Annotated in this window: 15 protein-coding genes; 10 read left to right on the top strand and 5 right to left on the bottom strand. The window is 69.5% G+C overall.

What is annotated here, in order from left to right:
• Positions 1-515 precede the first annotated feature (515 nt).
• The 4 genes from tkt (at position 516) to WMF42_RS20455 (ending at position 4,617) form a co-directional block, all read left to right on the top strand.
• The gene (gene tkt / locus WMF42_RS20470; protein WP_437693697.1) at positions 516-2,504 is read left to right on the top strand and encodes a transketolase; all 1,989 of its coding nucleotides are present in this window, start codon (positions 516-518) and stop codon (positions 2,502-2,504) included.
• Positions 2,505-2,851: 347 nt separating this feature from the next.
• A complete protein-coding gene (locus WMF42_RS20465; protein ID WP_437693695.1) occupies positions 2,852-3,049 on the top strand; it encodes a hypothetical protein in 198 nt (65 codons plus the stop codon).
• A 61-nt stretch (positions 3,050-3,110) separates the two neighbouring features.
• Entirely contained in the window at positions 3,111-4,061 is a 951-nt protein-coding gene (locus WMF42_RS20460; protein WP_061606340.1) for an AEC family transporter, read from the top strand.
• 136 nt (positions 4,062-4,197) lie between these two features.
• Positions 4,198-4,617 (top strand): nuclear transport factor 2 family protein, encoded by a 420-nt coding sequence (locus WMF42_RS20455; protein WP_061606341.1) that lies wholly within the window; start codon positions 4,198-4,200, stop codon positions 4,615-4,617.
• 50 nt (positions 4,618-4,667) lie between these two features.
• Here the strand turns inward: WMF42_RS20455 and WMF42_RS20450 are convergent, their stop codons facing one another.
• The 5 genes from WMF42_RS20450 to WMF42_RS20430 form a co-directional block, all read right to left on the bottom strand.
• On the bottom strand, positions 4,668-6,218 hold the full coding sequence (locus tag WMF42_RS20450; RefSeq protein WP_437693693.1) for an Hsp70 family protein: 1,551 nt from the start codon (positions 6,216-6,218) through the stop codon (positions 4,668-4,670).
• 126 nt (positions 6,219-6,344) lie between these two features.
• Positions 6,345-6,857, bottom strand: a complete 513-nt coding sequence (locus WMF42_RS20445) for a hypothetical protein (RefSeq protein ID WP_437693691.1) — start codon at positions 6,855-6,857, stop codon at positions 6,345-6,347.
• Between the two features lie 17 nt (positions 6,858-6,874).
• Positions 6,875-7,957 carry an NADH:flavin oxidoreductase/NADH oxidase gene (locus WMF42_RS20440; protein ID WP_437693689.1) on the bottom strand — a complete coding sequence of 361 codons (1,083 nt, stop codon included), beginning with the start codon at positions 7,955-7,957 and terminating at the stop codon, positions 6,875-6,877.
• 235 nt (positions 7,958-8,192) lie between these two features.
• A complete protein-coding gene (locus WMF42_RS20435; RefSeq protein ID WP_437693687.1) occupies positions 8,193-9,320 on the bottom strand; it encodes a substrate-binding domain-containing protein in 1,128 nt (375 codons plus the stop codon).
• Between the two features lie 507 nt (positions 9,321-9,827).
• Positions 9,828-12,098 carry a glycoside hydrolase family 31 protein gene (locus WMF42_RS20430; protein ID WP_437694310.1) on the bottom strand — a complete coding sequence of 757 codons (2,271 nt, stop codon included), beginning with the start codon at positions 12,096-12,098 and terminating at the stop codon, positions 9,828-9,830.
• Positions 12,099-12,825: 727 nt separating this feature from the next.
• Between WMF42_RS20430 and WMF42_RS20425 the strand changes: the two genes are divergently transcribed.
• The 6 genes from WMF42_RS20425 to WMF42_RS20400 all read left to right on the top strand — a co-directional run bounded on the left by WMF42_RS20425 (position 12,826) and on the right by WMF42_RS20400 (position 21,758).
• Complete coding sequence (locus WMF42_RS20425; RefSeq protein ID WP_437693685.1) at positions 12,826-14,547, top strand: Ig-like domain-containing protein; 1,722 nt, start codon at positions 12,826-12,828, stop codon at positions 14,545-14,547.
• Positions 14,548-14,550: 3 nt separating this feature from the next.
• Entirely contained in the window at positions 14,551-16,899 is a 2,349-nt protein-coding gene (locus tag WMF42_RS20420) for a PKD domain-containing protein (RefSeq protein ID WP_061606345.1), read from the top strand.
• Positions 16,896-18,305: a c-type cytochrome gene (locus WMF42_RS20415; protein ID WP_437693683.1), complete on the top strand. Its 1,410-nt coding sequence runs from the start codon at positions 16,896-16,898 to the stop codon at positions 18,303-18,305. Before WMF42_RS20420 ends, WMF42_RS20415 begins: the two co-directional genes overlap by 4 nt.
• A 54-nt stretch (positions 18,306-18,359) precedes the next feature.
• Positions 18,360-19,385, top strand: a complete 1,026-nt coding sequence (locus tag WMF42_RS20410; RefSeq protein ID WP_437693681.1) for an amidohydrolase family protein — start codon at positions 18,360-18,362, stop codon at positions 19,383-19,385.
• Positions 19,386-19,581: 196 nt separating this feature from the next.
• Positions 19,582-20,595, top strand: a complete 1,014-nt coding sequence (locus WMF42_RS20405) for a zinc-binding alcohol dehydrogenase family protein (protein WP_437693679.1) — start codon at positions 19,582-19,584, stop codon at positions 20,593-20,595.
• A 32-nt stretch (positions 20,596-20,627) separates the two neighbouring features.
• Positions 20,628-21,758 carry a mannitol dehydrogenase family protein gene (locus WMF42_RS20400; RefSeq protein WP_437693677.1) on the top strand — a complete coding sequence of 377 codons (1,131 nt, stop codon included), beginning with the start codon at positions 20,628-20,630 and terminating at the stop codon, positions 21,756-21,758.
• Positions 21,759-21,892: the final 134 nt, after the last annotated feature.

Raw genomic sequence — 21,892 nt, 5'->3', positions numbered from 1 at the left:
GGCAGCGTCGTCTCCCCCGTGGAGGCGACGCGGCGGGCACAGGGCCCGAATACCCGGGGCCGGCAGCTCGGTCAAGGAGGCGCCACTCCGCCTCGGCGCGCCAAGCAGCTTTCAGGCGCCAGCGTTCTGGCGACGCAGATCGGATGTCCTGGAACGCTGTGTCGGTATGCCGCGATCGTGTCGTCGCCGTGAACCCACCGTGGCGTGTCCTCGGGGCGTCACACGAGGCTCACCGTGCCTGGAGAGGCCTCATCGCGGCAGGCGCGACGACCGCCATGCCCCTGAGCATCGCTCTCGGTGCTGGAAGGGCGGTCGAACCGCTCCCTGAGCATCGCTCTCGACCTGGAAAGGCGGTCGAACCGCCCCCGGAGCGCCGATCTCGGCCCTGGCGAGGCGGCCGGACCGCCTCCGGAGCGCCGGGCGCGCCGGAGCGCCCGGGAAGGCCAGGCGCCGTCGCCAGGGGCAGGGTGAGTGAAGGGGCGCGTTTCGAGGCGAAGTAGGTTAGAGTGCGCGCCATGCCTGATTTTGCCAAGCTCGCCGCCGCGTGCACGATGGCCCGCGGCCTCGCCATGGACGCCGTCCACGCCTGCTCGTCCGGTCACCTCGGCCTGCCGCTCGGGGCCGCCGAGATCGGGGCCGTCCTCTATGGCGACCTCCTCCGCCACGATCCGAGCGAACCGCACTGGCTGAACCGCGACCGCTTCGTCCTGTCCGCCGGCCACGGCAGCATGTTCCTGTACGGCTGGCTGCACCTCGCGGGGTACCCGGTGTCCATCGACGACATCCGCCGCTTCCGGCAATGGGAGTCGAAGACGCCCGGCCACCCCGAGTACCACTACACCGAGGGCGTGGAGGCGACGACGGGCCCGCTCGGGCAGGGCGTGGGCAACGCGGTGGGGCACGCGGTGGCCGCCAAGATGCTGGCCGCCCGCTACAACACCAAGGAGCACACGATCTTCGACCTCAAGGTCTACTGCCTCGCCGGCGACGGCTGCCTCCAGGAGGGCGTGGCCGCCGAGGCGGCCTCGTTCGCCGGGCACTTCAAGCTCGACAACCTGATCGTCATCTACGACGCCAACGACGTCACCCTCGACGCAATGGCCGCGAAGACCCAGAGCGAGGACACCGGCAAGCGCTTCGAGGCCTACGGCTTCGAGGTGCTCCGCGTCGAGCAGGGCAACGACCTCGAGGCCGTGCACAAGGTGCTCAGCCAGGCGCGCGCGTCGAAGAGCGGCAAGCCCAAGTTCGTCATCGTCCACACCCTGATCGGCAAGGGGATCCCCGAGGTCGCCGGCACCCAGAAGGCGCACGGCGAGGGCGGCGCGAAGTTCGTGGACCAGGCGCGCAAGGCCCTGGGGCTGCCCCCGGAGCACTTCTACGTGAGCGAGGAGGTCAAGCAGTTCTTCGCGAAGCGCAAGGAGGAGCTCGGCAAGGCGCGCGGGGCGTGGGAGTCGACCTTCCAGGCGTGGCGCGAGAAGAACCCGGAGCTCGCCCGGCAGCTCGAGGACGGCACCTCGAGGAAGGTGCCCGCGGACCTCGACGCGCGCGTCCCCGCCTTCGCGGAAGGCACCAAGGTCGCGACGCGCAAGGCCGGCGAGACCGTGCTGCAGGCCGTCGCCGAGGCGGTGCCCGCGCTCATCGGGTCGAGCGCCGATCTGTACGGCTCGACGTTCAACTACATCGCGTCGAGCACCGACTTCGATCCGGAGCACTGGGGCGGCCGCAACATCCGCGCCGGCATCCGCGAGCACGGCATGGGCGCGATCATGAACGGCATCGCCTACCACGGCGGCCTGCGCCCGAGCGGCGCGACGTTCCTCGTGTTCGCCGACTACCTGAGGCCGAGCATCCGCCTGGCCGCGCTGTCGCACCTGCCGGTGATCTACGTCTTCACGCACGACTCGGTGGGCGTGGGCGAGGACGGTCCGACGCACCAGCCCGTCGAGACCGTGACCGGGCTGCGCGCCATCATCGATCTCGACGTCATCCGGCCGGCCGACGCCGAGGAGACGGCCGGCGCGTGGATCGCCGCGCTGGAGCGCACCGACGGGCCGACCGTCCTCGCGCTCACGCGGCAGGCCGTGCCGTTCCTGCCGGGCGACGCCGCCGTCAAGCGCGAGGGCGTCCGGCGCGGCGCCTACGTGCTGATCAAGGAGACGGCGGCGCTCGAGACCATCCTGATCGCGACGGGCAGCGAGGTGCAGCACGCGGTCGCGGCCGCGAAGCAGCTCGGCGGCGGAGTCCGCGTCGTCTCGATGCCCTGCGTCGAGCGGTTCCTGCGCCAGGACCGAGGCTACCGCGAGGCCGTGCTGCCCGCCGCCTGTACCCGCCGCGTGTCCATCGAGGCCGGCGTCACCCTCGGCTGGCACCAGTGGGTGGGGTCGAAGGGGATCGCGCTCGGGATCGATCGGTACGGGACGAGCGCGCCCGGCGACATGGTGATGGACCGGCTGGGCATGAATCCTCAGGCGGTCATCCAGGCGGTGAAGGACCTCCTGCCGTGAGGGGGTGAGGGGGGGCGGCCTGCGCGAGCGCGGCCCGGAGCTCGTCAATCCGTCCCCCGTCGCCCATCTTTCGTCTCCCGTCTTTCGTCTCCCGTCTTTCGTGCGCCTCTTCGTGCGCGTGCTCGTGCTCGTGCTCGTGCTCGTGCTCGGTCGTGCCGTCCGCGACACTCTCCCGATGACGGGAGATCGGGATGGAGCGAGAACGCGCACGCGCACGCGCACGAGCACGCCAGACGAGGACGATCGGCCGTAAGACGGGAGACGGGAGACGGGGGGACGGGGGGCGGCGAACGACGACGCGAGACAAACAACGCGAGATACCCAATAAGATCCCCCCTCGGCCCCCCATGCGCTGCCCCCTCTGCACCTCCCCCCTCGCCTACCTCCACGGCCACGCCGCCTGCGTGAACAGCCGCTGCCCCATGTTCGGCGCCAACCAGGCCGAGTGCTGCAGCGGCGAAACCGCGGAGAGCTGTCCTGCCGCGGCCGACGACGGCCCCGCGCCGCTGTCACCCGGCGGGATCCCGGGACGACGCGCTCAGTGACGCGCGCCCCCTGCCCAACGAGACCGCTGGACGCCGCTCCCCGCGGAGCTACAAGCCGCCCGTGCCGTCGGGCGACCTGATCTCTCAGCTCCTGGCCCTCTTCGCTGTGCTCGGGGTCGGCGTGCTGCTGAGGGCGCTCGGCCGCGGAGGCCAGGCCGACGCGGCCGCGCTGAACCGGCTCGTCATCGACGTCACCACGCCGGCGCTGATCGTCTCCGTGCTGCGCCGCTCCGGCATCGGCCACGGCGCGTGGGGCGCCGTCGCCGCCTCGACCCTCGCGCTCTTCACGTGCGCCCTCGCGGGCATCGCCGTCGCGCGCGCGCTCGGGCTCCCGCGCGCCGCGCAGGGCGCCGCCGGCCTCGTCGGCAGCTTCTCCAACACCGGGTTCCTCGGCGTCCCCGTCGTGCTCGCCCTCTACGGGCCCGCGGGCGGCGCGGCGGGGACGGCGATCCTCGTCGACAGCATCGTCACGACGCTGATGCTCTGGACCTTCGGCGTCGCGCTCGCCGCGCGCATGGGCGCGGACGGCGACGCGCGCGGCGACGCGGGCGCGCGCGGCCTGCTCAGGGTGCTCCTGCACCCCAACGTGCTCTCGATCGCCGCCGGCCTCGCGCTCCACGCCCTGCCGATCCCCCTGCCGACGTGGGTGGAACGCGCCATCGACGCGCTCGGGAGCGCGACCCCGACGCTCGTCTTCCTCGCCCTCGGCCTGAGCCTCGACCTGCGCTCGCTTCGCGGCCGCGTGCGCCCGCTCGCCGCCGTCGCCTCGGTGAAGCTGCTCCTCGCCCCCGCTGTCGCGCTCGTCGCCGGGGTCGCGCTCGGCCTCGAGCGGCCCGTGTCCGAGGTGGCGGTGCTGCAGTCCGCCATGCCGACGTCGATGGTGTCCGTGATCGTCGCCGCGCGGTACGGCTGCGACGGCCAGTTCGCCGCGGCCACCGCTGTCGTCACGACGCTCGGCGCGCTGGCGACGCTCCCGATGGTGGTCGAGGTGCTGCGCCGGATCGTCCCCTAACGGCCCGCGGCGCGCGGGCGGCCCGACCCAGGTCGCGGTGATCCGGATGGCGAGCGCGAGGAGGGGGGAGAGCGCGGCCGGTGAACCGAGCGTCCAGGCCCTTGCGTCGGCGCTGGCCGGCGCGCATGGTCGATGAATGAGCGTCGAAGCGAAGCGGCTCGTCCTGGCCGCGAACGAGGCGTTTTACGAGGCGTTCCGCGCCGGGGATCACCAGGCGATGTGCCGGCTGTGGGCCGAGCAGGCGCCCGTGGCCTGCGCTCATCCCGGCATGCAGGCGATCTCGGGGCGCGCCAGCGTGCTCGAGAGCTGGAGCCAGATCCTGCGCAGCGCCCCGTCCGCGCGCATGCGCTGCGAGGGCGCCGTGGCGCGCCTGTTCGGCGACTTCGCCTTCGTCACGTGCCTCGAGGCCAACGGCGACGCGCCTGCTCACCTGTGCGCGACGAACATCTTCGTCCTCGAGGACGGGCAATGGAAGATGGTCCACCACCATGCGGGTCCGCTCGCCGCGCCGCCGCCGGGGCGGCGGCCCCCGGGTGGCTCACGGCTGATGAACTGACGGCCCGGCGCCCCCGGCCACGCGACGAGCGGCGCCGGCCAGCGCCGCGCTCACGCCCCTACCTGATAGACGCGCTGGTACCCCGCCTCGACGTCCGTGATCGTGACCTCGACGATCCCGTGCGGCGTGATCGCGTACTGCTCCTCGATCAGCGGCCCCTCGCCGCCCATGCGCTCCACGGTCACGGCGGCGAGCTCGGCGGCGCGGTCCCGGAGCTTCCTGTCGAAGGGGAACACGACCTCGCTGAAGGCCGTGATGTCGCCGTGGGGCACGCCGAGCCGGTCGAGCGAGGCGCACTCGACGAAGCGGTAGCGGCCCACGTTGTGCGCCGCCCGGTACACGCGGCGCGAGACCACCGGCGCCTCCTGGCTCGAGGGGACGCGCGCCTCGCGGTCGAAGATCGGATCGAAGACCACCTCGTCGCCGCCGCTCCTCTCCCGGAACACCCCGAAGTGGCGCGACAGCCGGTCGGAGAGCTCGAAGCCCGCGTCCTCGTCGACGGCGATGGCGAGGCCCATCGCGATCGCCGCCGAGGGGTAGGGGGACCGATGCACGCGCCGCCCGAAGCGCTCGCGCAGCGTCCGCGCGACGACGGGCAGCGAGCTCGCGCCGCCGACGACGTAGATCCCCGCGATGTCGGCGAGCGCCTCGCCCGCGCCGGCGTCGAGGCGCGCGATCACCGGCTGCATCGCGGTGATCGTCGCCTCCACGAGCGGCACGCACCGGTCGTAGAAGTCGGACGCCGAGATCGTCACCTCGTGGGCGGGCGCCAGCTCGCCGAGGCACGCCTCCAGGTCGATCACGATCCGCCGGGAGTTCGGGTTGAGGCGCTCCTTGGCCTCGCGGCACTGGTCGGCGAGCGCCGCGAGCGCGCGCGCCGGCAGGTCCTCGCGCTCCAGCTTGGCCGCCTCGAGCGCCCTCGCGACGAGCGCGTCGTCGAAGTCGTCGCCGCCGAGGTGGTTCAGCCCGGCCGTCGCGACGGCGTCGTGGCTGCGCCCGGTCATGTGGACCAGCGACGCGTCGAACGTCCCGCCCCCGAGGTCGTACACGATGATGTGCTCGCGCTTCGAGGTGATCGTGCTGCGGTGGCGGTGCGTGTACTCGAAGCCGGCGGCCGAGGGCTCGTTCAGGAGCGCGATGACCTCGAAGCCGGCGCGGCGGAAGGCGTCGAGCGTCACGAAGCGCTGCGTCCCGTGGGCGTTCGCCGGGGTCGCCACCACGCAGATGAGCCGCCCGTCGTCGTCCGTCTTCTTCGGCCGGTTCGACCTTTGCAGCACGGCGTCGCGGAGCGACCGCAGGAACAGCGTCAGGAGGTCGAGCACGCGGAGCTTCGTGCTGCCGATCTCGACCTCGAAGTCGGGCGACGCGCGGGGGCCCGAGAGCACGCGCTTGAACGACCGGAGCACGGTCCACTCCGGGTCCGAGGCGACAGCGAGCGCGTCGAAGCCGAACCGGAGCTCCCCCTGCCGCTCGGCCGCCACGGAGGGGTAGAAGTCCACGGTGTCCCCCGCCGCGTCCTGGAAGCTGATGACGGGGTAGTTCCCGCGGTCGCAGCACGCGACAACGGTCCGCGTGGTTCCGAAATCGATCCCGAGGCGCACGGTGGGGTTCCTCCGGCGCGCATGCTGCCACATCCGGCCGCCCGCGGTGAAACTCCGCGGCCGGGCGCAGGGCCGGCGCGCTTTTCCGAGCGCCCACCCGCTGCGCCCTCGATCAGCGAGGGGCGCTCATCTCCGCGCCCGCGGCCTCTTCGCCGCGTTCGAGCCCGCCGCGATCTTCTCCGGCGGCGAGCTCGCGCCGGCGCGCGGCGCGTCACGCTTCTTCCGCTTCTCGCCCGGCACCTTCCCGATGCGCGGGTCGCCCGCCTCGATGAGCGCGCAGGCCCTCAGCGCGGCCTCCTCGAAGTCGGGCGCGTCGGCCGGAAGCACCTGCCAGCCCGTCACGGCCTTCCCGAGCACCTCGATGCTCCGCATGCTCGGGAGGTCCCGGCGCAGGGCAGCGTGGTGCTCCTCGGTCGTGGCCAGCCAGACGCCGTTGTCGGGTCCGGGCTTGTCGCGCAGGGCGAGGACGATCTTCTCGCCCACGTAGACGGCCAGGCAGCCGAACAGCGGCCGCGTCTCGGGGCCGAGCGGCGCGAGCGCCTCGAGCACGAACTCGTGCGGGACCGGCCTTCTCTTCCTGACGGCGAACACCTCGTCCGCGGGCGGCGCGAGGCGCCCGCCCCTGCTGCGCGTTGTCATGACGCGGGCCGCTCTCCTCAGCGCTTGAGCCAGTGGCCGTACGGCGGCGGGAGCACGCCTGTCGGCTGCTCCACGCCGAGCTTCTTCGCCGCGTGGTAGGCCCAGTGCGGGTCGTCCAGCATGGCGTGCCCCAGCACGATGAGGTCCGCCTGGCCCTCCTTCAGCGCCGCCTCGGCCTGCTCGGGCTCGTTGATGAACCACCCGCCGGCGACAGGCACGCCCGCCTCCTTGCGGACGCGCCCGGCGTACGGGAGCAGGAAGCCAGGGCTCCACGGGATCTTCGAGACATCGGGGACGACGAACCCGTGGCTCGCGTCGAGGAGGTCGAGGCCGGAGGCCTTGAGCCGCCTCGTCAGCTCGATCGACGCGTCGACAGTGATGCCGCCGTCCACCCAGTCCGTGATCGACAGGCGGACGGTCAGCGGCAGGCGCTCCGGCCATACATCGCGCACGGCCTCGAACGTCTCGACGAGGAAGCGGATCCGGTTCTCGAACGATCCGCCGTACTCGTCGGTGCGCGCGTTCGAGAGCGGCGAGTAGAAGCTGTGCGCCAGGTAGCCGTGCGCGTAGTGCAGCTCGAGCCACTCGTAGCCTGCCTCGAGGGCCCGCCGCGCGGCGGCGACGAAATTGCCCTTCACGCGCGCGATATCGGCCTTCGTCATCTCCCTCGGCACCTGAGGGAGCTTGTCGCCGAAGGCCTTCGCCGAGGGAGCCAGCGTCTCCCACGCGCCCTCCTGCGGCGTCAGGTGATCATCGCCCTCCCACGGCCGGTTGGCGCTCGCCTTTCTCCCCGCGTGCGCGAGCTGGATCCCCGGGACCGCGCCCTGCTCCTTGACGAACGCGACGATCCGCCGGAGCGGCTCGATCTGCCCGTCCTCCCAGAGGCCGGCGTCCCGTGGGCTGATGCGCCCCTCCGGGGAGACAGCCGTCGCCTCGGCGATGACGAGCCCGGCTCCGCCCCGCGCCATCGAGCCCAGGTGAACAAGGTGCCAGTCGGTGGCATGCCCGTTCACGGAGGAATACTGGCACATGGGAGAGACGACAACGCGGTTGCGCAGCGTCACGTCCTTCAAGCGAAAGGGCTCGAACAACCTTGCCACGAAGACCTCCTTGCGGATGCGGGCGCAGCTTCGCACGCCCGGGCGCGCGGGGGCAAGCGGAGGCGCCCTCCGCCGGCCCCCTCCGGGCAATGTTCGCCCCTCGCCCGTCCTCGATCTTGCAAGCGGTCTTGCGAGGGGCTCGCAGCCTCCCCGGCGCTGCCGGGCCGGACCCGGGATCCTCGCGCGTCGAGCGCCCGCCGGCGCCGCGCGAGGTCTCCCTCGAGCGGCGATCCCGCTACTGAACTGCGCCGATCTCGTCGAGGAACGTGTTGTAAGCGTCGAGCTTGCCCGACGGAACCACGTCGAGGCCGATGTCGACCCGGCTATCGCCGTCCATCAGCGGGGCGAGGACGTCCCTTGTCGCGTCGAGGCCGATGTTCTTGATGCTATAGAGGATGTAGGGCACGAGGTAACCCTCGTAGTACTGCCGCTGGGTGTGTGTGGCCTTGATGCGCCCCTCGCGCATGTAGGCGACGGTCTTTGGATCGAAGTCGAACGCGACGATGGGGACGCCCGGTATGCCCGCGGCGTCTGCGCCCATCACGCACCGGTACGAGATGTTGAACAGGCCGACCATACCGACGACGGGCGGGTCCGCGGCCTCGATCTGGCCCTTCATCGCGTCGACGTCGTAGGCCTCGTCGGCGAAGAAGGCGGCCTGGCTCACCAGGGGCGTGTAACCGGCTGCCTCGATCTCCTGCAGGGCTCCCTGCGTCCGAGCATACCCGTCGACCCAGTCTTCCGCGGTGGTGCCGTGAATGACCACCGTGCCAGGAGGCGGGGGCAGCATCGCGAGCAGGGTTTTCCCCGCCGTGGCTCCCGCAGACGTGTTGAGCAATCCGACGTAGAGCGAGCGCTTCGAGGTCGCCACGTCGGTGTCGAGCGTCACCACGTGGACCCCCTCGGCGACAGCATCGTCGACGGCGGCCGCGTTGACGTCGCCGTACGGCGAGACGCCGATCCCCTCGGCGCCACCCGCTACTGCCTGCGCGAGCTGCTGATTCTGGAGGTCCTGCGATGTCGTGGAATCGCCCGACTGGTCGGTGGGCCCGAGCACGTTCCCCGTCACGTCGAGCTCCCCCATGGCCCGGCTCGCACCCGTGGCGATCGGCTCGAAGAAGGTGTCGAGGTTCTTCAGCAGGACCACCATCTGCATCGGCTCGATCGTGCTCTCGTTGATCACGGCGATGAGACGATCGATCGTCGCCTCGAGCTCCACCGGAGTGAACTCGCTCTCCGGCGTCGGCGGCCGATCGATGCGTCCGACCTCCGTGCCCGCGTCGATGCTATCGCTCGACCCGCACGCCGCCGTCGTCAGCAGGAGCCCGAAGACCGCTGTCCGATATAGTCCAATCATCGTCATGAGAGCCCTCCTCGTCCATGGTTCGCTCGATCGCGCGTGGCACCCCTCCGTCAGAGTCCCTCCTCCCGCGACATCGCTTTAGGGTGTGGCATGTGACGGACACCGAGTGACAGGGCGCCGCGGGCGAGCGCGACGCCGAGCGCCGGGACGCAGCTCCCACGCGCAGCCCGGCTTCCCTACAGCACAGGCGTCGTCCGCCATGCGCGAGCCAGGCATCATCCAACGGAAGCGATACTGAGCGCCAGGCGTCCCGGAGTCCATGCTCGATCCATCGTGTTACGAGGTCGAGGATCGAGCTGTCAAGAGGTAGGGGGCAATCGACGAGGAGCGGCAATGCGCCGAGAAGGAAATCAGGCTGTTGATGTGGTTCGTCACACGGCGGCCGGCGTTCGCTCCTGGGGAGCGCGCGCTCTCTCCGTGGATCGCGGTCTTCCAGCAGCCGAGCCGGGGGCGGGCCTGGGCGGCGCCGCGCCAGGGGGCGTCGGCGAGGGCGCCAGCAGCCGTTGCTCAGTTTGCGGTCACGACAACCTCTGAGCCGTCATACGCGACCACTTGATCTGCAGCGGCGGTGACATCGACGCCGGAGCCATGGTTGGATCCTACCCATACGATCCTGAACGTTCTGCTGGCCGGCATTCCGCGATAGCTCCCCGTCCTTGCGCCGATGGTCAACTTCTTGGCGGACTCGTCCCACGTGAGCGGAATGGTCGAGTATTGACCGTCCTCGTAGCTATAGCTGTCGCCCTCGTCCTCGTACATGGTGAAGGACCCGTCTTGACCTGCGTAGATCCGGATCTCCACCGGGTCGATGCTCTGCGTCGCATACTGAATCCCGGGACCCATGGGGACGATCGAGCCCGCCTTGACGAAGAGCGGGATCTCGCTCAGCGGCGCGGGCACAGAAGTCGTACGCCCGCCGTCTGTCGTCGAGCCTGTCCAGAAATCGTACCAGGTCCCCGCGGGGAGATAGACGGAGCGGCTGGTGGCGCCCGCGGCGGTCACCGGATTGACAAGGAAGGCAGGGCCGAACAGGAACTGGTCCTTGATGTTGAACACCTTCTCGTCGACGGGGTAGTCGAACACCAGGTGCCGCATCATGGTGTAGCCTTCGCTGGTCACCTTCCACGCCAATGAGTAGATGTACGGCATCAGTCGGTAGCGCAGGTTGTCGATCTTGAGGAGATTGGCCTTGGTGGCGGCGCTCCAGCTGTTGCTGTACAGCTCCCTCGAGCCGCCTCCGTGGATCCGGAAGATCGGGGAGAAGGCGCCATACTGAAACCAGCGGGTAAAGAGCTCATTGTTCGCGCTGGTGGTCCAGTCCACGTTGTGGCCCCAGTACCCGCCGATATCCGTGGTCCAGTAGGGCATCCCCGCGAGCGAGAAATTGAGCCCCGCGGGGATCTGCCTGGTATAGGTGGGAAAGTCGCTGTTGATGTCCCCCGACCAGCACGTCGTGGCATACCGCTGTTGCCCGGCGAAGGCGCTGCGGCTGAGGACGTAGACTCGCTTCTCCTTCGGGCCGGTCGTGCGCCAGTGCTCGTACAACCCCTGGGCGTGCCCCAGGGGATAAGCGTTCACGTACAGCGCCCCCTTGCCGAGCGCGGTGTCAGCCGACCGCACGTCGACGCGGTCCGGATAGCCTTGAGGTTCGGTGTTGTCGGCCCAGATGCCGTCCCAGCCGTGCGCCCCCAGGAGGCGATCGTGGATCTGCTGGTACACAAGGGCTCTGGCGGCGGGGTTGAGCGTGTCATAGAAATGGTGCGTGCCGCCGCTGGCGAACAGCGCTCCGATCTCGTCGAGCGCTTTGTAGTTGTCCATCTCTCCGGCCTTCCTCTCCGTGTCCACGCGCTGGTACAACGGCCAGATCGATATCATCGTGTGAACGTTGGCCTTGTGCATCTCGTCGATGAGGGCTGCTGGATCGGGATAGCGGCCTTGATCCATGAAGTGGGAGCCCCACGCGTGGGGAGTCCAGTAGTCCCAGTCTTGAACGATGCAGTCGACCGGGATGTTGTTGTCGCGGTAGCCGTCCTTGACCCTCAGCAGCTCGGCCTGGCTGCCGTACTTGTCCTTCGACTGGAAGAGCCCGTAGGCCCACTTCGGGAACAACGGGGCCGCGCCGGTCGCGGCGCGATACTGGGCCACGACCTGGTCGATGCTCGGGCCATAGAAGAAGTAATAATCCACCATCTCGCCGGCTTCGGACGCGTAGCTGTACTTGGTGTCGTTGGACTCGGTCCCGTCGAAGTTCGAGGCGGAATAGTTGTCCCAGAAGACGCCGTAGCCCCTGTTGGATACCAGCATCGGGACGTTGATCTCGGTGTTGGCGTTGAGGATGCGCCGGGTCGTCCCTTTTCGATTCATCACGCCGTCCTGGTGCTGGCCGAGACCAAACAACGCTTCGTCGGCGGGTGAGTTGAAGACCGTCTCGACGCGGTTCGTGCTGACCCCCTCGACGGTCACGGGGGTCAAGCTCTTGCTGTCCTCCGACAGGATGACGTCATCGTTCAAGTCGGCGTAGGTGACCAGGCCGCTGGTCGTGTCGACGCTGGCCTTCAAGCGTGAGGTGGTGATGGTCACGGTCCCCGAGCTCTCCGTCACGCAAAAGCTCGGTGTGCCCCACTTGTTGTTGACAGACAGAGACGTCTTGTCAGGGAGCGAAGGACCAGCGGCGTACTGGACCCTGATGATGCTCTCGTTGCAGACCTCCAGCCTCAGAAGGCCGGCTTCCAGGTTGAAGGTGACGAAGGGCCTCGGTGCGCATCCCGCGACCCGCACGTGGCGAGATAGGCGGGTACTTTCGGCCGAATTGTGAACGTTCACATTGTCAACGTCAACGCCGATCGACCGGCCCGCGGGTATCCTCGATCCCGAGGGGTGACAAGGCTGGCGGGGCTCCTCCAGAGCGCCGCGTCGAACAGGTCGCGCTGGTACGCCTCGGGAACGAGCTGGTGGAGTCGACACGAGGCTCGGGCGGATCGCTCCGGCAGGTGGAGGCGGTTCCGCGTGGCCTGGAACAATGTGCCGCGTGCGTGCGAGAGAGCTGGTTCGACGGCGAGCCGTTCACGAGCTTTCTGGTGTGTCCTTATATCTCCCCGAGCAGCATTCAGAATGGGTGCAACTTTTCGATGAATGCCGACACGGTGGCGGGGGAGGACCATCCGCCCCCTGCGCCGACCGCTTCCGAGCCGACTGCGTCGCCGCGCCGCGCGTCTTCGATGGCCCAGTGACGAGCGCCTCCACGATCGAGCTGGGCCCCTGGTCGAGCCGCCGGAACGCGTCAATCGCGTCAAAACACGTGGAGTCGATCCAGCTTGACATGAGTAATGTGAACGTTCACATTGGGCGTTGACGGGGGTGCTTTCTGCGCCTGTGCGCCTGTGCGGCCGTATGGCTGCGCGGCTGTGCGCCCGTGCGTTCGCAGGATCGCGGTGGATATCGTCGGCTCCAGGTCCCCGCAAATTGACCATTGGTCATGACTCACGCGGTAGAGAAGAGGTAAGGGATGCGTTCGAAGAGGATCGGGATGCGTTGGCTCGGCTGTCCTGCGTTCGCCGCCCTTATCGCGGCGTGCTCCGGCGGCGGTCCCGGCGCGACGCCGGAAGGGAATGACGGCGGCGGCTCCGGCGACACCTCGACCGTTGTGACGGGCAGCGGCGGCGCAGCGCCGATGCCGGTGACAGGAGCCACGAGCAGCAGCTCCACGGCCAGCAGCTCCACGGCCAGCAGCTCCACGAGCGGCTCGGGCGGAGACGCCACGGCCGGCAGCGGCGGCTCGGGCGAGGTCGATCCGGACATGATCACCGCCCCGGAAGGCAAGATCCCGAACATGCCGATGCCGGCGAGCAAGGTCAACCTGCCGCGTCAGAGCTGGCGAGACGGCCTTGTGTCGCCGACGCTCGAGAAGGACCACCACCAGAACCAGCCGATCGTCGTCAACGGCTATGTTCAAGGCGCCGGCAACGCCGAGATCGTCTTCTACGACATCGCCGATCCGGCCAATCCCAGGATGCTCTCGCGCATCCAGAGCCCTGGCTTCGATCCCAGGGGAGGGCCCAAGGGCGTTGGCGAGGCGGAGTCGCACCAGACCTCGCTCGCGCGCTACGGCAACAAGTTCTACCAGGTCACCACCTCGGGCACCGGCGTCGACATCTGGGACGTCACCGACGCCCGCGCGCCTCGTCACGTGACGCTCGTCCGGCTCCAGGGCATCAACTATGGCGACTTCACCGACTCCGTGTGGGGCATGTACTGGCAGGGCAGCGTCATCTACATCGGCGGCACCAACACGGGCCTGCACATCCTGGACGCAACGGATCCCGAGGACGTGCGGTTCGTAAAGAAGATCCCGATCTCGCAGTTCGGCGGCGTGAGCGCCGGTCCGCTGTGGGCCGTCGGCAATACGCTCGTCATCACGACGCCCAAGGACAACGGCGGCATCGCGACGATGGACATCAGCGACCCGATGAACCCTGTCGCGCTCGACTTCATCACCCCGAGCAAGAGCTACATCTGTGGGCTGTACGGCAAGCACGTCTACGTGCAGTCGCCGCTGCGCGTGTGGGACGTGCTGACCGATCCCACCGACATCGGCTCGGCCAATTCACCCCTCGCCACGCTGCCCGACTCGGCGTTCAGGGCCAAGGGCTACCCCGCCGGGTCCGAGTACGTGAGCTTCTCCGACGGCTACCTGTTCCTGGGTCACCTGCGGCCAGACGCCGGCGTCTCCAAGATCGACGTGCACGACATCCAGCGGATGTCGATCAAGAATCGAATCTGGGGCCGGCTGGAGTTCGAGAACGGCGACGACCAGTTCTCGATCGCTGTCGGCAGCCTGCTGGTGCTGGCCGACGACGAGCTGCCCTACCGCGGCATGGTCATCGCCGCGCACTCCACGGATCCGGACACAACGCCCCCGGCGGTGGACACTGTGTTGCCGAAGAACGGGGCGACGGGCGTGAGCAGGAAGTCGCGCGTCGGTCTCAGCCTCACCGACAACATCGAGCTCGCCACGATCCACCCGGGCAGCTTCATCGTCCGGCCGGTGGGCGGCGCGCCCTTGAAGGGCACGTTCGGCCTGTACATGGGCATCGTGAACTTCGACCCCGACGAGGACCTGACGCCGAACACAACCTACGAGGTCATCCTGCCGAAGGACGGCATGAAAGATCTCGTCGGCAACGGCATGGCGGCCGAGTTCAAGTCAACGTTCACGACCGGTCCCTGAGCCATGCGCTCGCTGCCGAAGCTCCTCGGCCTGCTCGGAGGCGTCTGCTGGGCGGCGGCCTGGCCGGCCGAGGCGCGCGCCGTCACGGCCAGCATCCCCGAGCGCGCGCCCTCGCTCACGGGCGAGGCCGTCACGTTCGACCTGACGATCGGCGACCCAGTCGGCCCCGTGCAGGTGCGCTGGGACATGGGGGACGAGACACGCACCGAGTTCACTGTCGGCGACGTGCAGCAGGTCCACACCTACGCCGCGCCGGGCCACTACCCGGTGCTGGCGACGGTCAAGGACGATGTCGGGTTCACCAGCGTCGCGTTCGTGCACACGGTGCACAGGCCGCTCGTCACGGGCAGCGCGGCGGGCTCGACCGATCTCGTCTACGACCAGCCGAACGCGAAGCTCTACACGGCCAACTACGAGAACGACAGCGTGAGCGTGCTCGACACGGGCACGCTGACAAGGCTCGCGGAGGTGCCGGTGGCGCGCGGCCCTGTCGGGCTCGCGCTCACGGCGCAAGGCAAGCTGTGGGTGCTGCACCGCGACGCGCACGCGCTCTCCATCATCGACACCGCGTCGCTGGCGGTGGAGCGCGAGGTCGCGCTGCCGTACGCGTCGCAGCCGATGGGCCTCGCGATCAGCCCGACAGGGGACGCCGCGTACGTGACGCTCATGGCCGTCGGCAAGCTGCTGAAGCTGGACGTGGCGAGCGGCGCCGTCGTGGCCGAGCTCGCGCTCGGCGGTACGCCGCGGGGCGTCTCGGTGTCGCACGACGGCGCGCAGGTCTACGTCACGCGCTTCATCTCCGAGGACAGCCATGGCGAGGTGACGCGCGTCGACGCGGCGACCTTCCAGGTGAGCACGCGCTTCGAGCTCGCTGCGGACACAACGACGGAGGACACGGATCAACAGGGGCGCGGCCTGCCGAACTACCTGTTCTCGGTGGGGCTCTCGCCCGACGGCTTGTTCGCGTGGGTGCCGGGCAAGAAGGACAACATCTTCCGTGGTCCGTTTCGCGATCAGCTCGCGCTCACCGACGACAACACGGTGCGGCCGCTCGTGGCGCTGCTGAACCTCGCGGAGGGCGCCGAGGACGTCGCGCGGCGCATCGATCTGGACGATCGCAACCTGCCCAACCAGGTCGTGTTCACGCCGCTCGGCGACTATGCGTTCGTCAGCGTGGCCGGCTCGGCCCTGGTGGAGGTCCGAGACGCCTACACGGGCGAGTTCGTGACAGCGCTGAAAGAGACGGGCTTTGCTCCGCGCGGCCTGGCTCTGACCGAGACCGACAAGCTGTTCGTGCACGCGTCGCTCAGCCGTACGGTGGCGGTCTATGACGTCGCCGACGTCGTCAGCTCGCACGACCTCATCACCAGGAAGCTGGCCGACATTCCGACCGTCGCCGCGGAGAAGCTCGACGCGGAGGTCCTGCGCGGAAAACAGCTGTTCTTCAACTCGGCGGACGTGCGCATGAGCGATCAGGGCTACATCAGCTGCGCTTCGTGTCACTTCGACGGCGCGGAGGACGGGCGAGTCTGGGACTTCGGCAGCGTGGGGGAGGGGCTCCGCAACACCGTCTCGCTTGTCGGACGGCGCGGCGCGGGCCACGGCAACGTCAACTGGAGCGGCAGCTTCGACGAGATCCAGGACTCCGACGACAACATCCGCGACCTGTTCGGCGGCAAGGGCTTCCTCGGCGCCGAGCAGCTCGCCACGGGGACCGTGGCCACGCCGCGCGGCGACAAGAAGGCCGGGCTGAGCCCCGAGCTCGATGCGCTGGCGGCGTTCCTCGGCTCGCTCGACACCTACAGCCCGAGCCCCTTCCGCAACGCCGACGGCTCGCTCACCGAGGACGGCGTCGCGGGCCGCGCCCTCTTCGAGCGCCTGGGTTGTAACTTCTGCCACACGGGTCCCGACGGGACCGACAGCGCGCGTGGGAAGCTGCACGACGTCGGCACAGTGAAGCCGTCCTCCGGGGCGCGCGCCGGTGAGCCGCTGTTCGGCATCGACACGCCGACGTTGAACGGCGTGTGGGAGACGGCGCCGTACTTGCACGACGGCTCCGCGCCGACGCTGCGTGACGTCCTCGTCACGGCCAATCCCGACGATCGCCACGCCTTCACCAGCGCGCTCAGCGAAGCCGAGCTCGGGCAGCTCATCGCCTACGTGCAGCAGCTGGACGGATCCATCGACGCGGAGCCGAGCGAGGGAGACGGCGCGGTTCAGGAGCCGGACGACATCTCTGGCCTTCACTGCGGCGTGACGGGCGGGCCTCTCGACCGTCGCGCGCCGCTCCTGGCCTTCGCGCTCGTGGCCGGCTCGATGGCGCTCGGCGCGCGCCGCAGGAGGCCGTCGTGAGGCGCCTGCCGAGCCTGTGCCTGGCTTCGCTGCTGCTGGCGGCGTGCGTCGGCGAGATCGGCGAGAACGCCGCCACGGACGAGGCCGTGGTCGACTGGGACGCGCTGCCGCCCGTGAGCGCTCCCGACCCGGAGCTGTCGGCCCTGCCCAGGCGCGAGGCGCAGCACCGCGCGCTCTGCGCGACGCCGCGCGGCGACAGCTTCTGGCAGGCGGTGTGCGCCGCGCCGCGGCCGAACATCACCGACTTCGCCAGCTTGCTCCGGGTCGCGAAGCTCGACGAAGATCGCGCCTTCGCGCTCACAGGCAACTCCACGTCGCTTGTGAAGAGGGCCGTCTCCGCCGTCAATCCACGCCTCATCGTCTTCCCGCGTGTGACCGAGATGCGCGAAAAGCCGGCGGAGATGACAGCGGTCGGCTTCGTTCGCGGTGAGCCCTTCGTCGAGATCGTGAGCCGCGACCTGTCGACAGGTGACTACAACTTCTACCTGTTCACCTTCGAGCGGCAGTGTGACTACGACGACAGCTGCGACCTCGCGAGCCTGCTCACCGAAGAGATAGAGCACGGCTGGACGGCGTTCAGCATTTACAGCGAGGAAGACGTCGAGAATACGTCGCTCGACTGCCGCTCGTGCCACCAGCCCGGCGGCCACGGCACGAAGAAGATCCTGCGCATGCAGGAGCTGGAGTTCCCCTGGCTGCACTGGTTCCCGCAGCGCTTCGTGCAGCGCACGGAGTCCGATCGGGTGCTCACGCCGCAGTTCCTGGAGGCCCACGCGCTCGACGCGCAGTACGGCGGCATCCCCATCGCGACGATCCAGAACGCCATCGACGAGGGCAGCGGCGCGCAGCTCGAGGCGCTGCTCGTCGCCGAGGGCCAGGCGGCGCAGCCGAACGCGTTCGACCCGCGCATCGAGGCAGAGGCCAGGGCCGGCTCGTCGAGCCCGACGTGGGAGCAGCAGTTCGCCGTGTCGCTGGCCGGTGATTCGATCCCTGTGCCTTACCCGTTCGTGGACGTGACGGATCCTGCGCTCCGCGCGGCGCGGACCACGTCCTACCTCGACGTGGTGAGGGGCGCGGCCCCGCGACAATCCCTTCTCGATCTGCGCGACATCTTCTCCGCAGACGCGAAGGTGAAGGTCGGCCTGGTGCCGCCGCCGGGGGCGAGCGGGCGCGCCGTGCTCACGCAGCTCTGCTCGCGCTGCCACGACGGCCGCGGGAACCCGGCGCTGAGCCGCGCCGCGTTCAACGTGAAGGACCTGGACGGCATGCCGCGCGACGTGAAGGACCGGGCCATCGCTCGCTTGCAGGAGCCCGCGACATCGCCGCTGCGCATGCCGCCCTGGCGCGCCGCGGACGCGCTGCCCCCCGCGGAGCTCGCCGCGGTCATCGAAGAGCTGAGCAAGTAGCGCTGTCATCCTGCGGTTGACTCCGGCACCGACTCCGAAAGGCTCCACCTGACAATGCTCACGAGCATCAAGACGAACTTCGCCACGTTGTGCCTGACGATGGCGCTCTCGCCGCTCGCGGCGTGCGCGTCGTCCTCCTCGACCACCGCGCCGGCGCCGGAGACGGCGGACGACACGAGCAAGGCGGCGGCCCCGCTGGCCGTGCCGGCGGCGCAGCGCGGCCCGATCCTCGACACGCACATCCATCTCTACCAGGTCACGCGGCCAGGCGGCGTCGTCTGGCCCGAGGCCAAGCAGAAGCCGATTTACCGCGACGTGCTGCCCGCGGAGTACGAGGCGATCGCGAAGCAGAATGGCATCATCGGCACCGGCGTCGTCGAGGCCAGCCCCGTCGTCGAGGACAACGTCAAGGTCCTCGAGATGACGAAGGGCAACGGCTTCTTCAAGTTCCTTGTCGCGCAGCTCGAGATCGGCTCGCCGAGCTTCAGCGCCGATCTGGCGCGCCTCGCCGCGGACCCGCGCGTGGTCGGCATCCGCGGGTTCCTCTGGAGCCCGGAGCTGACGCTCGACAAGAAGCAGCTCGCCTCGCTGGAGGAGCTCGCGGCCAAGGGCATGACGCTCGACATCATCAGCCGCGGCACCTTGAACCCGAAGGACAAGGTCGAGGCGCTCGCGACCGCGGTGCCCAGGCTCCGGATCATCATCGACCACCTGGCGGGCGCGAAAGGGGCGACGCCGGATCCGGCCTGGGTCGATGCGATGCAGCGGCTGGGCAAGCACCCGAACATCTACGTCAAGTTCTCTTCGTTCTTCGACATGTACAACCCGGCCGCCACCGAGGACGATCCCTGGAAGGCGCCGACCGACGTCGCGGCGTACAAGCCGCACTTCGACGTGCTGATGAGCGCCTTCGGCGAAGACCGGCTGATCTGGGGCAGCAACTGGCCCGTTGTCGACATGGGTGGCAGCCTCGCTTCGGAGATCGAGATTGCCGAGCTCTACCTCAAGGAGCTCGGTCAGGAGGCGCGTGACAAGGTGATGTTCAAGAACGCACAGAAGTTCTATGCGCGTCATCCCTGAACAGGGGTGTCCCGAACGCCGCGGCGGGGGCGGCCTCCGCCCCGCGCACGGCTCGTGAAGCAACGCCACGTCGCCTCGGATCCTGCCAGTCGACGTGGCGCCGTGTCTTCTTTGCTGCAGGAGGAAGCGGCCCCGGCTGCGGAGCGCGCCGTGGAAGCCGCGAGTGAACGAAGTCGCTCGGTGAGGCAATGAAACAATGAAAGCCCTGACGATCACGGGTCCGTCGGCTGCGCAGGTGACCCAGATCCGCGAGCCTGAGCCGGCGCACGATGAGGTGTTGATCCGCGTGCGACAGGTCGGTCTGTGCGGCTCCGACCTGAACACGTTCCTCGGCAAGAACCCGATGGTGACGTACCCTCGGGTGCTGGGTCACGAGGTGGCCGGCACGATCGTGGAGCTCGGCTCCGGCGTCGAGGCGGACTGGCGCGTCGGGACCGACGTCACGTTCACGCCGTACACGGCGTGCGGCGTGTGCCCCTCGTGCCGCGCGGGACGGCGCAACGCCTGCCGCGACAACAAGACCATGGGCGTGCAGCGCGACGGCGCGCTGACCGAGCTCGTGGCGGTGCCGTACCAGAAGCTCTTCACGTCACGGAAATTGAGCCTCACCGAGCTCGCGCTTGTCGAGCCGTTCTCGGTCGGCTTTCACGCGGCGGCGCGGGGGCGCGTCGAGGCCGAGGAGACAGTCCTTGTGATGGGCTGCGGCGGCGTCGGGCTCGGGGCCATCGCCGGCGCGGTGAGCCGCGGCGCGCGCGTGATCGCGCTCGACACGCAGGAAGAGAAGCTCGCGCTCGCCAGGGCGCTCGGCGCGCGCGAGGCGGTGCTCGCGGGCGCCGATGCACGCCAGCGCGTGATGGACATGACGAACGGCGACGGGCCGGACGTCGTGATCGAGGCCGTGGGCGCGACAGCGACGTACCGCAACGCGGTGGAGTGGGTGAAGTTCTGCGGTCGCGTCGTGTACATCGGGTACGGCAAAGAGCCGGTGAGCTACGAGACCAAGCTGTTCGTGATGAAGGAGCTCGACATCCTCGGCTCGCGCAACTGCCTGAGCGAGTTCTCGGACGTGATCGCCTTCTTCGAGCGGCGCACGTTCGACCCGAACATCCTGATTTCGAGCTCGATCCCCATCGAAGGCGTGCCCGACGCGCTCGCCGCCTGGGCTGCGTGCCCCGGTCGAACGTCCAAGATCATGGTCGGCGTGTCGTGAGCGCGCGCCTTCCGAGCCACAGGAGCGCTGACATGGGCAATCCGATCCTCCAGTTCGGCACGAGCCGGTTCCTGCAGGCTCACGCGGACTTTTTCATCTCGGAGGCGCTCCACGCCGGCGACGCGCTCGGGACGGTCACCGTGGTGCAGACCACGTCGAACCCCGAGAGCCGCGCGCGCATCGACGCGCTGCGCGTACACGGGCGTTACCCCGTGCGGATCCGCGGGCTGCGCCGCCAGGAGGTCGTCGACACGACGATCGAATGCCGATCGATCACGGAGGCGCTCGACGCGAACACCGACTGGCCGCTCGTGCGCGAGCGCTTCGCGCGGGACGCGCGCGTCGTGCTCTCGAACACGAGCGACAGCGGGTACGCCTGTTTTCCCGAGGACACGGCGGCGTTGCTCGCGCCCGGCGCGGGCGTGCCGCGCGGGTTCGTCGCGAAGCTCGTCGTCCTGCTGCGCGCCCGCTTCGAGGCGGGCGCCGCGCCGCTCACGCTGCTGCCTTGCGAGCTCGTGTCGAACAACGGCGACACGCTGCGCGCGCTCGTCGCCGGCGTCGCGCGCCAGTGGGGCGCGGACGCAGCCTTCCTGCGTTACATCGAGCACACGTGCGTGTGGGTGAACTCGCTCGTCGACAGGATCGTCTCCGAGCCGATCCATCCCGTCGGCGCGATCGCCGAGCCCTACGCGCTCTGGGCGATCGAGCGGCGCGAGGGCATGGTGCTGCCGTGCGGGCATGAGGCGATGATCGTGACGGACGACCTGCCCCACCACGAGCGCCTGAAGCTGCTGTTGCTGAACCTCGGGCACACCTACCTCGCCGAGCGCTGGCAGACGGACGGGCGCCCCACCGACGAGAACACGCGGCAGGCGATGCGCGATCCGGCCCTGCGCCCCGAGCTCGAGGCGCTCTGGCGCGACGAGGTGGTGCCCGTCTTCGACGCGCTCGGCAAGGGCGCTGCCGCGCGCGCCTACCTCGACGAGGTGCGCGAGCGCTTCGAGAACCCGTTCCTCGATCACCGGATCTCCGACATCGCGCGCAACCACGCCGAGAAGAAGCGACGCCGCTTCGGGCCGGTGATCGAGCTCGCGCGCGAGCTCGGCCTGAACCTCGAGCAGCCCCGGCTGCGCGCGTCGCTTCGCGCGGCCGTGCCCGCATGAGCGTGTGAGGCTGCCACAGGCGGTCCGCGCTGCCGGCCGGCCGCGCGAGCCGCCGCGATCACGACACCGATAACCACGACGACCCGATGCAGCTGCCATGGCGCCGCGCGCGCAGCGCACCTCGAGGGAGCGCC

The organism is Sorangium sp. So ce176 (assembly GCF_051519835.1).
GTDB classification, from domain to species: Bacteria; Myxococcota_A; Polyangia; order Polyangiales; family Polyangiaceae; genus Sorangium; species Sorangium cellulosum_G.
Note: the sequence above shows the minus strand (reverse complement) of the source record. Positions and strands in the feature narration are given on the sequence as shown.

Bases quoted from the DNA above. Each gene is read 5' to 3' on its own strand.
- tkt (WP_437693697.1), top strand. From the start codon at position 516: ATGCCTGATTTTGCCAAGCTCGCCGCCGCGTGCACGATGGCCCGCGGC.
- WMF42_RS20465 (WP_437693695.1), top strand. From the start codon at position 2,852: ATGCGCTGCCCCCTCTGCACCTCCCCCCTCGCCTACCTCCACGGCCAC.
- WMF42_RS20455 (WP_061606341.1), top strand. From the start codon at position 4,198: ATGAGCGTCGAAGCGAAGCGGCTCGTCCTGGCCGCGAACGAGGCGTTT.
- WMF42_RS20445 (WP_437693691.1), bottom strand. From the start codon at position 6,857: ATGACAACGCGCAGCAGGGGCGGGCGCCTCGCGCCGCCCGCGGACGAG.
- WMF42_RS20435 (WP_437693687.1), bottom strand. From the start codon at position 9,320: ATGACGATGATTGGACTATATCGGACAGCGGTCTTCGGGCTCCTGCTG.
- WMF42_RS20425 (WP_437693685.1), top strand. From the start codon at position 12,826: ATGCGTTCGAAGAGGATCGGGATGCGTTGGCTCGGCTGTCCTGCGTTC.
- WMF42_RS20420 (WP_061606345.1), top strand. From the start codon at position 14,551: ATGCGCTCGCTGCCGAAGCTCCTCGGCCTGCTCGGAGGCGTCTGCTGG.
- WMF42_RS20410 (WP_437693681.1), top strand. From the start codon at position 18,360: ATGCTCACGAGCATCAAGACGAACTTCGCCACGTTGTGCCTGACGATG.
- WMF42_RS20405 (WP_437693679.1), top strand. From the start codon at position 19,582: ATGAAAGCCCTGACGATCACGGGTCCGTCGGCTGCGCAGGTGACCCAG.
- WMF42_RS20400 (WP_437693677.1), top strand. From the start codon at position 20,628: ATGGGCAATCCGATCCTCCAGTTCGGCACGAGCCGGTTCCTGCAGGCT.